General features: G+C 43.8%; 8 protein-coding genes. 7 read left to right on the top strand and 1 reads right to left on the bottom strand.

What is annotated here, in order from left to right:
* Positions 1-78: 78 nt before the first annotated feature.
* Positions 79-2,634, top strand: a complete 2,556-nt coding sequence (locus C7Y69_RS19695; RefSeq protein ID WP_185864209.1) for a bifunctional diguanylate cyclase/phosphodiesterase — start codon at positions 79-81, stop codon at positions 2,632-2,634.
* Positions 2,635-2,834: 200 nt separating this feature from the next.
* Positions 2,835-4,727, top strand: coding sequence for a propionyl-CoA synthetase (locus tag C7Y69_RS19690; protein ID WP_126873916.1), 1,893 nt, complete (start codon positions 2,835-2,837; stop codon positions 4,725-4,727).
* 27 nt (positions 4,728-4,754) lie between these two features.
* Here the strand turns inward: C7Y69_RS19690 and C7Y69_RS19685 are convergent, their stop codons facing one another.
* A complete protein-coding gene (locus C7Y69_RS19685; protein WP_126873915.1) occupies positions 4,755-5,435 on the bottom strand; it encodes a cytochrome b/b6 domain-containing protein in 681 nt (226 codons plus the stop codon).
* Positions 5,436-5,678: 243 nt separating this feature from the next.
* Here C7Y69_RS19685 and dapB point away from each other — a divergent pair, with 243 nt between their 5' ends.
* The 5 genes from dapB (at position 5,679) to C7Y69_RS19660 (ending at position 14,073) form a co-directional block, all read left to right on the top strand.
* Entirely contained in the window at positions 5,679-6,479 is an 801-nt protein-coding gene (gene dapB, locus C7Y69_RS19680; protein WP_126873914.1) for a 4-hydroxy-tetrahydrodipicolinate reductase, read from the top strand.
* A gap of 342 nt (positions 6,480-6,821) precedes the next feature.
* A complete protein-coding gene (gene carA, locus C7Y69_RS19675) occupies positions 6,822-7,952 on the top strand; it encodes a glutamine-hydrolyzing carbamoyl-phosphate synthase small subunit (RefSeq protein ID WP_126873913.1) in 1,131 nt (376 codons plus the stop codon).
* Positions 7,953-7,965: 13 nt separating this feature from the next.
* Entirely contained in the window at positions 7,966-11,181 is a 3,216-nt protein-coding gene (carB, locus tag C7Y69_RS19670) for a carbamoyl-phosphate synthase large subunit (protein ID WP_013784746.1), read from the top strand.
* Between the two features lie 126 nt (positions 11,182-11,307).
* Positions 11,308-11,784, top strand: a complete 477-nt coding sequence (gene greA, locus C7Y69_RS19665; protein WP_013784745.1) for a transcription elongation factor GreA — start codon at positions 11,308-11,310, stop codon at positions 11,782-11,784.
* Positions 11,785-12,084: 300 nt separating this feature from the next.
* On the top strand, positions 12,085-14,073 hold the full coding sequence (locus C7Y69_RS19660; RefSeq protein WP_126873912.1) for a methyl-accepting chemotaxis protein: 1,989 nt from the start codon (positions 12,085-12,087) through the stop codon (positions 14,071-14,073).
* The last annotated feature ends 184 nt before the right edge of the window (positions 14,074-14,257 follow it).

Genomic DNA, 14,257 nt, shown 5'->3' with positions numbered 1-14,257 from the left:
AGTGAAGTTGATAAGCAAATAATTAACGACAAATGATCGCACTATAACCATCTTAAGATGGATTGGAGTTCACCTAAAATGCAGCTTCACGACGGATTGTTGGGCTCTTTACAAGATAGTAGTTTGCCAGAGGTTACCTCGCGGTTGAGTGAAGCCAGGGTAAATACAGAAGCTACCGCTGTCTTGCTTGTTTCGTTATCTCCTACTGCCACTTACGTGGATATACTGTGCTGCGATGACAATAATTCCGATTCTGAGAAACAGTCACTGGTCATGCCCAAACATGCTCAGCTTCTGTTATCGATGACAGAAATGAGTGCCACATTACCAGGCTGTGATTTTGAATGGCCAGAGGCGCTAACCATTTGTAGCAGCCAAAACGTGATTGTAGGTGGAATAAAAGATTTTCAAGGTAATATTATCGGGGCCGTTCTGATTGTGTTGCGTTGTCATCAATTAACGAGTCATCAAAAGCACTACGCTAGTATAGCCCGTCAGCAAATAGAACTCAGTCTTCAATATAAACTTATTCAACATCCTTTTACCGACAAACTCGCCGAAAAAATTCAGTTGCTTAATGAAATTGGGCGCATCTCTCATGTTGGTGGCTGGGAATTAGATATACATGCAGGCCTTGTCTCGTGGACACGAGAAACCTACTTATTGTTTGGTGTTACGCCGGGAAGAGATATCACGGTAGAGCGAGCTTTAGCCAACTTCCCACAAGTGAGCCGCGAAAAAATTACCAAAGCAATGAAAGCAGCAATAAAGTCACTGTCCACTTTTGCATTAGAGGTAGAGTACATCAATGCAGAGGGTTATCGGCGCTGGTTGAAAATGACGGGCACACCTCAGTCAGAGGTTACTAGCTCGCACCAAGATAAGGTGTATAGGATTTATGGCTCTGTGCAGGATATAACGGAACATAAACGTTTATCCGATACACAACATAACTACACGGAATACCTTTCTACAATTTTAGACAGTATTTCTGATGCGCTTGTGACCATTGATGAAGAGGGCACTGTGATCACAGCCAACAATACGGTTGAGCACGTGTTAGGTTACGATGCTGATGAACTTATAGGGCAAGATATCTTTATTTTGGTGCCCAAAGTTGAATCACAAAATACCAAAGAATATCTGAAAACGTTTATGAAAGGAGGCAGGAAAACCGCTAAAGCTTCCCCAGAAAATCATTTGGTTAGCCATAAAAATGGCGGCCTGATACCCGTTGATATTTCATTATCTTCTTTTCATTTTGATATGCAAAAGCGGATAGTATTGGTATTTCGGGATATGAGTGTTCGAAAACAATTAGCAGACCAAGTTTATCAAGCCGCTTACTATGACAACATCACCCAATTGCCAAACGCTAAATTGTTCGAAAAAGGCTTGAAGTGTGTTATTCGAAAAGCGGGGGTAACCTACGCAGATATTTACTGCGCGCAAATAGTTATCGACAATATAAGTCAGTATAAGCAGGCGTTTGGCCAGCCTACCGCCGATTATGTTATGCGTATTCTTGCTTCTAGGCTAGCCCGAACGTTTTCTAAACCTTTTTCTATTTACAGAGGCGCAGAAAACAACTTTTATTTGTTATACGAAGACATCATTACCGAGGAAGACAAAGAAGCTCTCTACGCTATTGATGCAGTTAAGCAGCAGCTTATCGATGAAGTGTGTAGTGACATCACCTTGCACAATAGTCCTCATAAAATTTATGCCGTAGTGACCATTTGCCAGCTTAAGGGCATGGAGGCAAGCGTGATGAAGGTCAGGCACATGCTTTCCCAAGGGTATCACCAACTGAGCGCAGACCAAGTAAATACACCAGTGATTTTTCATCGTGCCTCTAGTGTGGGTTATGACCGATACAATTTTATTCGCCAATCCCTTGGTGCCGCAGTCAGTAATCACGAACTCTTCATTGAGTTGCAACCCCAATATGAGGGAGATGGCAATATGGTGTGCGCCGAGGCATTAGTTCGCTGGCAGCACCCCCAATTAGGCCTAATCCCCCCCGCTGAGTTTATTCCTATTGCCGAAGAGACTGATGCAATAGTAGAAATTGGCCAATGGGTGATGAATGAATGTGGAAAGCTATTATACGAATGTGATAAAAGTGGTTTGAAAACACGGCTCTCAATTAATATTAGTGCCAAACATATGGCTAGAGCCGACTTTAGCGAAAAAATGCTAGCAGTGATTGCTCATTGGAATATTCCAAAGGGGAGCCTTACCATTGAACTTAGAGAAGCCGTACTCATTGGAAGTTTTGCCTTGGTGCGTAATTCAATGAAAGAGCTAGCAGATAAAGGGGTATCATTCTCCATAGACCATTTTGGCAGTGGTAATTTGAATTTAAGTTACCTTCGCGATCTGTGTATAAAAGAAGTAAAGCTTGATAGGCACTTTATCGATGAAGAAGATAAAATGGGGACCCAGAGCCCGCTGCTGAATAGTATTTTCGATATCGCAAAAATCTTTGAATTAAGAACCGTGGCAGAAGGAATAGAAAATACCACACAATTTAACGACGCTATAAAGCGTGGTTGCCATGTGTTTCAAGGGTATTTTTTAGACAAGCCACTTAATGTGAGAGATTGGCGCGCAAAATTACCCGGGAAATAGCGTGATTATCAATTGAAGCCAACTATATGAAACCCCCGTCTCTATATGTACCAACACCAAATTGACTATGCTGATAGCATAATTGTTAAAGAAATAAGTGATGTAATTACAAAGGTTTAATCAACATAAGCCTGAAGTCTTATACGATAAAATCATGTTTATGCAGTAGGGTAAAGTAATACTCTATTGCGGAAACGGTCATGAATTATCATCAAGAATATCAGGCGTCAATTGATAACCCAGAAGCATTTTGGCAAGATAAAGCACTGCATCTCGACTGGTTTACACCCCCTAAAAAAGCACTAAGCGAAAACACAAACGGCTATCCTCAGTGGTTTAAAGGAGGAAAGCTCAATACCAGTTATTTGGCATTAGATCACCATGTTAATGCAGGGCGGGGCGAAAACGCGGCGCTAATTTACGATTCTCCGGTTACGAATACGCAAGAAACCTGGACCTATAATACCCTGCTTAATGAAGTGGCTACGCTAGCGGGCGCGCTCACAAGCCTTGGTGTCACAAAGGGCGATACGGTTATTATCTACATGCCCATGATCCCTCAAGCTGCGGTAGCAATGTTAGCGGTGGCAAGAATAGGGGCAATTCACTCTGTGGTATTCGGTGGTTTCGCAGCCAGTGAATTAGCGGTTAGGATAGATGATGCTGAACCTGCACTTATTATTACGGCATCGTGCGGTATAGAAGGTAAAAAACTATTGCCTTACAAACCCATGGTTGATGATGCTATCGCCCTTGCTCACCATAAACCTGCAGGTTGTGTTGTTTATCAACGCAAGCAGCTTAATGCGAACCTGGTAGATGACTTTGACCATGATTGGCAAGCATTATGTCAAGCTAGTGAACCAGTAGAATGCACACCCGTAGATGCTACCGATCCCCTTTACATTTTGTATACCTCCGGCACAACGGGCAAGCCCAAAGGGGTTGTTCGTGACAATGGTGGTCATGCGGTAGCACTTAATTATTCTATGCAAGCCATTTACGACATAGATCAAGGCGATGTTTTTTGGGCTGCATCAGATGTGGGCTGGGTAGTAGGGCACTCGTACATTGTTTATGGGCCACTAATAAAGGGCGCTACCACTGTTATGTTCGAAGGCAAGCCTGTAGGTACACCAGATGCTGGCGCATTCTGGCGTATGGTAGAGCAGCATAAAATAAATGTATTGTTCGCAGCGCCAACAGCATTTAGAGCAATTAGGAAAGAAGATCCTGAAGCTAATTGCATCGCGCGATATGACCTAAGTAGTTTACGAACCATATTTATGGCCGGTGAACGATTAGACCCGCCCACATATCATTGGACGGTAGAAAAAACCGGTAAGCCGGTGGTTGATCATTGGTGGCAAACTGAAACCGGTTGGCCCATTTGTTCAAACCCTATTGGCATTGAGCCGCTTAGCACTAAACCAGGTTCATCAAGCGTTCCTACCCCAGGTTTTAATGTGAGAGTATTGGGCGCTAATGGTGAGCCGGTTGCTACTGGTGAAAAGGGAGCCATTGCCATTTCTTTACCGTTACCTCCTGGGTGTTTAACCACTATTTGGCGAGACCATAAGCGTTTCACTCAAGGATATTTACAAGAATTCGACGGTTATTACAGCACCGGTGACAACGGATACATAGATGAAGAAGGTTTTGTGTTCATTATGGGTAGAACCGACGATGTCATCAATGTGGCGGGGCATCGGTTATCAACGGGAGAAATGGAAGAAGTGTTGGCTTCACACCATGCCGTGGCCGAGTGCAGTGTTATTGGAGTGGCTGACGCGCTAAAAGGGCAGATTCCAGTAGGCTTAGTGTTACTTAAAGATGGCGTTAAAGTAGAAGAGGCTGCTTTTGAGCGAGAGCTCATTGCTAAAGTACGAAACACCATAGGGCCGGTGGCTAGTTTTAAGCGTGCCGTGATTGTGAACCGCTTGCCAAAAACACGATCAGGGAAAATATTGCGTAAGCTGCTAAGACAAATCGCCGCAGATGAGCCCATTAATATACCCTCTACCATTGACGATCCAGGCAGTGTGACAGAGATTGCCGATTTAATGAAAAGCAAAGGCTTAGTTGAACGCTAAGCCTTATCGTTTCTTTTGCACAAGGAATTAAAAGTACTCTTCTACTTCAGGTGCGGGCGGGGCAATTTCTATCGCGTAGTAAAGCGCAGCCGCTGTTACTAGCGCAACTGCAAGTGCAAGCCAAAGACGAGACGAGGGAATAGGCTTGTCTTCAGTGTCCTTTTGACCATGAAACATAGGGGGTACAAGTTTTTGCTTTTTATACACGGCATAAAACCCAATAGCAGCAACATGTAAGCCTATTACCCACAGTAAAATGTCGAAGGCAAGGTGGTGCAAAGTGTTCATAAGATCTAACGTGCTATTGCTAACAAGGTGGCGATAGGGGCCATCAAGAAAAATATCGTCAGTCATGAACAGCCCGCTTACCGCTTGAACTAACAAAAGTAGAAGCATTACCACCACAAACCAGCCACCAAGAGGATTGTGGCCTGCCACGGCGGCACTGTTTTTATCGAACAATGTACGTAAATAACCTATTACCGCACTTGGTCCTTTCACAAATTGACTAAAGCGGGCGTAGGTTGGGCCTATGACTCCCCAAATTAACCTAAAGACCAAAAGCCCTAAAGTAAAATAACCAATATAGAAATGCCATTGGGTCGCATCGTCCATCCACTCAGCGGTAACATATTGTGCAGCAATACTGGCAACCAAAAGCCAGTGAAAAAGCCGGGTGGGAAGATCCCATATAAGCTGTTTACGCATATTATTCTGCCTATGTGTTTTGAAGTAATTCAATAACCATTAATTTAAACGTTATTTAGGTCTTGAGGTAAACCCACTTACTTTCATGCTAGCTATTTTTACCGTTAAAAACGATAGGTTGCCCACCTTTTTTGTATTAATGCTGCAATTTTTCAATTATCAGTAATATTTAAGCTTATCTCGTTGCAATAGTAACTGCATTTGGCAAAATGTGTTTACTGTTGAAGGAAAAGAATAACGTAAATGAAAGTAGGTTTATTTGGCGCCAATGGGCGCATGGGTCGGGTGCTTATTGAAGCACTAGATCAAAACGACAATGCAGAGCTGAGTGTTGCTACCGTGCGTGATGATTCTCCTTGGATTGGCATGAATGTGGGCGAGTTGGCTGGCATTGGTAAAAAGCCAATTGATTGTTTAGGCATGTCTGCACTAACTCAACAACACGCTGATGTGATGATTGATTTTACCTTACCTGTGGTGTTTGAAAATAACATTGCATGGTGCGTGGCCAATAAAATGCCAGTCGTCATCGGTACTACTGGGTTAAGTGAAAGCCAATTGGCTGCGTTAGATGAAGCGGCTAAAACCATTCCCATCGTTTTTGCGGCTAACTACAGCGTGGGCGTTAACCTGATGTTGTCATTGGTTCGACAAGCTGCGAAGGCGTTAGGTAATACGGCTGATATAGAAATTACTGAAGCCCACCACAGATTTAAACAAGATGCGCCTTCTGGCACCGCCATGGCCATTGGTGAAGCCATTGCCGATGAGCTAGGTCGTGACCTTAAGACCTGTGCTGTTTATGGTCGTGAAGGCAAAGAGCCTGAGCGTGACCAAGGCACTATTGGGTTTGCTACCGTTCGCGCAGGCGATATTGTCGGTGAACACACTGCATTGTTTGCCGATATTGGTGAGCGTTTGGAAATAACCCATAAAGCATCAAGCCGCTTAACGTTTGCAAAAGGCGCGGTGCATGCGGCCCAATGGCTTCACGGCAAGCCAGCAGGATTATATTCAATGGTTGATGTGCTAGACCTGAAATAATAACTAAAGACCGTGAAGATAGTTTTCATTTTAACAGCGGCTTTAGTCGCATTACTTTGCACTAATAAGTAGTGGTTTTGGCGGTTATACAAGACAAATGAGTTTAAGTGGTTATTTTAATGATTTTTAATATTTAAATTAGACATTTTTAGTCAGTCATGTATACTCGCCGGAATTTGCCCGAATTTCGTATTCTAAAGCTATAAAACTGGCTGTAGAACACGGTTTTATTAGCTGCAAAGATCGTAAAATGAGCGCTGTTAAATCAGTACTCTCATTTTTTGTGGGGTTTGGACAGAAATTCTGTTCAAACACATAGTTATCCTTAATCTGGAGGTTGACTTGGCTAATTCTGCCCTTTTGGTGTTAGAGGATGGTTCTGTCTTTAAAGGAACGGCGATAGGTGCGCAAGGCACTGCCGTTGGTGAAGTTGTTTTTAATACTTCAATGACAGGCTATCAAGAAATCATCACTGACCCATCCTACGCTGAACAAATCATTACCCTTACTTATCCACATATTGGCAATACCGGTATTAACGAAGAAGACGTTGAAGCAGATAAAATCTGGTCTAAAGGTCTTATTATTCGTGACTTACCTCTTGTTGCTAGTAATTTCCGTCAACAACAAACGTTATCAGAGTACCTCAAAGCCAAAGGCGTTGTAGGTATAGCCGATATCGATACTCGTCGTTTAACACGTATTCTACGTGATAAAGGCGCGCAAAACGGCTGCATCGTTTGTACTGATGAGTTAGATGAAGCGAGCGCGTTAGCACAAGCAAAAGATTATCCTGGCTTGAAAGGCATGGATTTGGCAAAAGTAGTAAGCATTACTGAGCCAAAGACGTGGACTGAAGGCAGCTGGAAATTGGGCGAAGGGTATATCACTCCAGCCGATAGTAAATATCATGTAGTCGCTTACGATTACGGGGTTAAGAGCAACATTTTACGTTTGCTTGCAGGCCGTGGTTGTCGCGTTACCTTGGTACCCGCGCAAACACCTGCTGAAGAAGTGTTAGCTATGCAACCTGATGGTGTGTTCTTGTCTAACGGCCCTGGTGACCCTGAGCCGTGTGATTATGCCATTACAGCGATTAAAACTATCGTTGAAACAGGTTTGCCAGTGTTTGGTATCTGTTTAGGTCATCAACTACTTGCGCTTGCCAGTGGTGCTACTACGGTGAAAATGAAGTTTGGTCACCATGGTGCTAACCATCCAGTGAAAGACTTAAAACGCAATGTGGTGATGATCACCAGTCAGAACCATGGCTTCGCTGTAGATGAATCAAGCCTACCTTCTAATTTAGAAGTAACGCATGTTTCGTTGTTCGATAAGTCGTTACAAGGTATTCATCGTACCGATAAGCCAGCGTTTAGTTTCCAAGGGCACCCAGAAGCAAGCCCTGGACCGCACGAAGCTGCGCCGCTATTCGACCACTTCATTGAATTAATCGAACAACACAAGCAGTAGGAACGAGCCCGCTATGCCAAAACGTACCGACATAAAAAGTATTCTCATCATAGGTGCTGGCCCTATTGTTATTGGCCAGGCCTGCGAGTTTGACTATTCAGGCGCTCAAGCATGTAAAGCGCTACGCGAAGAAGGTTATCGCGTTATTCTGGTTAACTCGAACCCCGCTACTATCATGACCGATCCTGAAATGGCCGATGCAACATACATCGAGCCAATTCACTGGGAAGTGGTACGCAAAATTATCGAAAAAGAGCGTCCAGATGCCATCTTGCCCACAATGGGCGGACAAACTGCGCTTAACTGCGCGCTAGATTTAGATCATCACGGTGTATTGAAAGAGTTCAATGTTGAACTTATCGGTGCAACGGCTGATGCTATCGATAAAGCTGAAAACCGTGAGCGCTTCGACAAGGCAATGAAAAACATTGGTCTTGAATGCCCACGCGCCGAAATTGCACAAAGCATGGATCAAGCCCACGACGTACTAACGCGTATTGGCTTTCCATGTATTATTCGTCCGTCATTCACCATGGGTGGAAGCGGCGGCGGTATTGCATACAATATTGACGAATTTAACGAAATTTGTGGCCGGGGTCTCGACCTTTCGCCTACCAAAGAACTCCTTATTGATGAGTCGTTAATTGGTTGGAAAGAATACGAAATGGAAGTAGTTCGCGACCGTGCAGATAACTGTATCATCGTGTGTACTATTGAAAACTTCGATGCCATGGGTGTACATACTGGTGACTCAATCACAGTCGCGCCAGCGCAAACCCTTACTGACAAAGAATTCCAGCTAATGCGTAATGCCGCCATGGCAGTATTACGTGAAATCGGTGTTGAAACCGGTGGCTCTAACGTACAGTTCGGTGTAGATCCAAACACAGGCCGTATGGTGATCATCGAGATGAACCCGCGGGTATCGCGTTCATCTGCATTAGCATCAAAAGCGACAGGTTTCCCAATTGCTAAAGTGGCTGCCAAGTTAGCCATTGGTTACACCCTTGATGAGCTTGCTAACGATATTACCGGTGGTTTAACACCAGCATCTTTTGAGCCTTCAATCGATTACGTAGTCACAAAAATTCCTCGCTTTAACTTTGAAAAATTTGCTGGCGCGAACGATCGCTTAACCACGCAAATGAAATCAGTGGGCGAAGTGATGGCGATTGGTCGTAACCAACAAGAGTCACTACAAAAAGCACTTCGCGGCCTTGAAGTTGGCGCGAACGGCTTGAACTCAATGGTCGATTTAGAAGACCCAGAAGCACGCAACAAAGTGATTTACGAACTACGTGAGCCTGGTGCTGAGCGTATTTGGTACATTGGCGATGCGTTCCGCATGGGCATGACCGTTGATGAAGTATTTACGCTCACTAACGTTGACCGTTGGTACCTCGTTCAGCTTGAAGAACTTATTCAGCTTGAAGCTCAAGTAGCTGAATGTGGATTACACGGCATTGATGAAGACCTTATGCGTAAACTTAAGCGCAAAGGTTTCTCTGACTCTCGCTTAGCCGAGCTTACGAAAGTAGGTGAAGGTGACATTCGTGAAACTCGTCGCGGCTTTGGTGTAACGCCAGTTTATAAGCGTGTTGATACCTGTGCGGCAGAATTTTCTACCAGCACGGCTTACATGTATTCAACCTACGATGAAGAGTGTGAAGCTGACCCCACTGACAACGATAAGATTATGGTGTTAGGTGGTGGTCCAAACCGTATTGGTCAAGGTATCGAGTTTGATTATTGTTGTGTTCACGCGGCGCTTTCAATGCGTGAAGACGGTTACGAAACCATTATGGTTAACTGTAACCCTGAAACGGTTTCTACCGACTATGACACATCTGATCGCTTGTACTTCGAACCGGTAACGCTAGAAGACGTACTTGAGATTGTGGCTAAAGAAAAGCCAAAAGGCGTAATAGTGCAATACGGTGGCCAAACGCCGCTTAAGTTAGCACGTGCCCTTGAAGCTGCTGGCGTACCTATTATTGGCACGTCGCCTGAAGCTATCGATAGAGCAGAAGATCGTGAACGCTTCCAGCAAATGGTGAATAAGCTAGGCCTTAAACAGCCAGCAAATGCTACGGTAACTAACATCGAGCAAGCCCTTGCAATGGCTGACGGTATTGGCTTTCCGCTTGTAGTACGTCCTTCGTACGTACTAGGTGGCCGCGCAATGGAAATTGTTTACGACCTTAAAGACTTAAAACGCTACCTAACGGAAGCGGTGAAGGTTTCTAATGATTCTCCTGTACTGCTAGACCGCTTCTTAGATGATGCCATTGAAGTCGATATCGATGCAATCTGCGACGGTAAAGAAGTCGTTATTGGCGGAATCATGGAGCATATTGAGCAGGCCGGTGTTCACTCTGGTGACTCAGCCTGTTCATTGCCACCTCACTCTCTAAGTAAAGAGATTCAAGATGTTATGCGCGAACAAGTGAAAGCCATGGCGCTTGAACTTGGTGTTGTTGGCCTAATGAATACACAATTTGCGGTAAAAGATGGCGAAGTGTATTTAATCGAGGTTAACCCGCGTGCAGCACGTACAGTACCATTTGTATCGAAAGCCACAGGTGTTCCACTTGCTAAAGTTGCCGCACGTGCAATGGCGGGTGTTAGCTTGGCAGAGCAGGGTGTTACGACAGAAATTATTCCTCCGTTTTACTCTGTGAAAGAAGTGGTATTACCGTTTGCTAAATTCCAAGGTGTTGATCCACTATTAGGCCCAGAAATGCGCTCTACTGGCGAAGTGATGGGTGTAGGTGACACGTTTGAAGAAGCGTATGCTAAAGCTAACTTAGGTGCAGGAGCGCCATTACCTAAATCAGGTAAAGCGTTAATTTCTGTGCGTAATAACGATAAGAATAAAATTATCGAATTAGCCAAAGCATTGAACGGCGCTGGATTTAGCATTGAAGCGACGCGAGGCACGGCAACCACACTTTATGATGCAGGTATTGCCTGTTCTGTAGTGAATAAGCTGTCTGAAGGTCGCCCTAACATTGTGGACTCCATCAAAAATGGAGAGTACGCCTATATCATCAATACTACGGAAGGTCGCCAAGCGATTACCGACTCGGTTTATATTCGCCGTGAAGCGTTGCTGAATAAGGTGACTTACACCACCACAATGAATGCTGCTTTTGCTACTATTCGTGCGAAGTCGGCAGACGATCGTGACAAGGTGGCTTCAGTTCAAGAGCTTCACGCAAGACTCTAACACTGATGACATTACATGGGATACGCGGTATCCTGTGTATATGACACTTATGTGAACCAATCAAAAGTGCGCCGGAAGGCGCACTTTTTTCTGTTTAAAATCAACTAGCTAGTCGAGACTGTATTCATGAGTCAGTATCCAATGACCGCGCACGGCGCACAGCTTCTGCGCGACGAACTAAACGAACTTAAAACAAAAACTCGCCCGCGTATTATTCAGTCTATTGCTGAAGCTCGCGAGCACGGCGACTTAAAAGAAAATGCTGAATATCACGCCGCCCGTGAACAGCAAAGTTTCTGCGAAGGCCGTATTCAAGATATTGAAGGTAAATTGTCAAACGCACAAATTATCGATGTCACCAAAATGGAAAACAAAGGTAAGGTTATTTTCGGCACTACCGTTACCATTTTGAATGTTGATACGGATGAAGAAACCACATATCGCATCGTGGGCGACGACGAAGCAGATATTAAGCAAAACCGTATTTCGGTAAATTCACCTATTGCTCGCGGCCTTATCGGCAAAGAGCTTGATGATATGGTGACTATTCAAACGCCAGCAGGTAGTGTTGAAGTAGAAATTATTGAAGTTCAATATATCTGATACACCGTAAACCAGTGGCTCTGGCCACTGGTTTCAATCAGCGCAAAGCCCCTCTATTTCACCCATTACCATCCCACCATTCTTTAATTCTCAACCTTTCTTTTTTAGGATTGAGCTAGCATACCCTGCAATTCCCAGCACTTTACACTAATTGATAGATACCAAAATCACAGATAATAGCCTACGTTTTAATAGCGCATACATTTTTTGGCAAAAGCTTACTTAAACTTTTTTGTTGCTGACACAACGCTTATTTAATCGTAAACCACCTTATCTATCTAATAGAGGCTGTCATTCGTTATGATGTTGAAAAAACTCTCGGTATTGCAGCTTACTATTTTAGGTACGGCATGCTTGTTTATATCAATCATGTTTCTGGCTTATAAAGATATAAGTACCTCTAGAGAGGTATTATCTTCCGCCGAAAGGGACATTAAGTTGGTGACATTGATAGCAGCCGTAGAGCGCGTGGCTCATCATCATGCGGTCGAAAGGGGGCTAACGGCAGGTTTTTTAGGTAATCCAAGTGATACCTCCAGAAGCAAAGTACTAAACCAAAGAAAGAAAGCCGATGCGGCCATGGACAAGATAACTAGCATAGTGGCTGAAGACTGGAAAGAGGCATCGTCAGTTGAAAAAATTCTGTCTCCTGTTTTTTCTTTAGTGAAAAACAAAAGTGAAATAAGAAAAGAGGTAGACGATTTAAATGGGAAAAATGCTTTTTCCTTCTACAGCAACCTTAATAAACGTGCGTTAAATACCACTAATGCGTTGACCATGCTGGTTAACGCTCCCGAGGCTAAACAGGTATTGTCACAAGCCTTGCTATTTGCACAAGCTAAAGAAAAAATGGGGCAGCGTAGAGGTAAAGTGAATGCTGTTTTAGCGGCAAGCGCAATTTTAGATCCCGTTAGGCAGCAAGTTTTAGCGTATACCAACGAAACCAAGTACATAGAAGAAAAGCTTAAGCTGAATTTAGACGGCGATGCATTAATTGGGTTTCAGGCGTTAATGAAAAGCGTCACTAGCAATCAAGTTAACCAAATTGTGCGTGAAATCACTTCTGATAACCCGGCATTCTCTTCACTACCCACCAATTCAGAATGGTTTTCATTAGCTTCAGAGCAAATAGGCGGAATTGCTGCGTTGTTAAGTGAGCGGTTTGATTACGTGGTTAGTATTGTTAATACAAAAGCGAGTAGCGCGAATACAAACTTAGTGGTTACATTCGTCGTTATTGCGTTGCTAACGTTATTTATTGTTGTCATATATCGCACATTGCTCGGTATCATTACGCAACAGTTAAATAAATTGGTGGCGAACCTAGATAAAATTGCGAAAGAGGGTGACCTCACTATTGATTTATCAATGAGCACTAAGAACGAACTAGGTGATATATCTCGTTCAGTTAATACCACCATTTTAGCATTGCGGGATCTCGTGCGTGGGTTAGGACAATCTATTCTCACAAGTTCCAGGCTTTCCCGTCAGTTAGAAGATTCCAGTGGTGAAATGTTGGATGATGCGGGGAAAACTCAGCAACTTACCGCCAATATCGCGTCAGCAATTGAACAAGTTGCTGCGACGAGCAGAGAAATTGCCAAGGCTGGTGTAGATACGTTACGTGCGAGTAAGCAGTTAGATGGCCTTGCTGAGGCGTCACTACTGGCGAACGACAACATTCGTCATAGTATGGAAGTACTCGCTGATGATATTAAAGGGGTGCAACAAAATGCTGCCGACATGGAACAGCAAGTAACAGAAATTGGCTCTATTTTGGACACCATTAACTCGCTTTCGGATCAAACCAATTTATTGGCGTTAAATGCCGCTATTGAAGCAGCTCGCGCAGGTGAGCATGGCAGAGGTTTTGCTGTTGTTGCTGATGAAGTAAGAAAGCTGGCGCAAAGTAGTCGCGCTTCTTCTGACAAAATATCTAGCTTACTGTCTAACTTAAAAGATGCCAGTGTGGTCGTGGTGACAGATATTAATAAAAATGTGGCCTCGATTACCAATTCAATGGAAGTGACAATCGAAGGAAGAACCACCGCAGAAAAAGTGAAAGAAGCAGCCACTAATGTAGAAGGCATGGCTCACACCATGTCTTCTTCGGCAGAACAACAGTCTGCCACCACCTTAGTCATAGCTCAAGATGTGGTGAATGTTGAAGAGGCTGCGCGGCATGAAGTAAATATAGCTAAACATTTATCCAAATTATCGGGCGACATGAAAGAAAACAACCTGCTTCTTCAGCGCACAATAGATGGATTTAAAGTGGATAAAGATTAACTTTTGAAGCTTATCTCGATGAAAAAGGATAAAAGACAGCTACCACCTGAAAATGGGCTTCAAATAGAGAAGCTCCGTTAGTAATTGGACACACACTTATTTTGCTTTTCTTATATTGAGTGTCTATTTTAAGTTGCTGGCTCACGCCTAACTGCCAACCCTTTACAATCTTACTGAGACTTTT

This window comes from Alteromonas sp. KS69 (assembly GCF_003989595.1).
GTDB classification, from domain to species: Bacteria; Pseudomonadota; Gammaproteobacteria; order Enterobacterales; family Alteromonadaceae; genus Alteromonas; species Alteromonas naphthalenivorans.
This window is presented reverse-complemented; position numbering and strand designations above follow the sequence as displayed.

Excerpts from the sequence above, each read along its gene's own strand:
- greA (WP_013784745.1), top strand. The coding sequence starts at position 11,308 with ATGAGTCAGTATCCAATGACCGCGCACGGCGCACAGCTTCTGCGCGAC.
- dapB (WP_126873914.1), top strand. The coding sequence starts at position 5,679 with ATGAAAGTAGGTTTATTTGGCGCCAATGGGCGCATGGGTCGGGTGCTT.
- C7Y69_RS19660 (WP_126873912.1), top strand. The coding sequence starts at position 12,085 with ATGATGTTGAAAAAACTCTCGGTATTGCAGCTTACTATTTTAGGTACG.
- C7Y69_RS19690 (WP_126873916.1), top strand. The coding sequence starts at position 2,835 with ATGAATTATCATCAAGAATATCAGGCGTCAATTGATAACCCAGAAGCA.
- C7Y69_RS19685 (WP_126873915.1), bottom strand. The coding sequence starts at position 5,435 with ATGCGTAAACAGCTTATATGGGATCTTCCCACCCGGCTTTTTCACTGG.
- carB (WP_013784746.1), top strand. The coding sequence starts at position 7,966 with ATGCCAAAACGTACCGACATAAAAAGTATTCTCATCATAGGTGCTGGC.
- C7Y69_RS19695 (WP_185864209.1), top strand. The coding sequence starts at position 79 with ATGCAGCTTCACGACGGATTGTTGGGCTCTTTACAAGATAGTAGTTTG.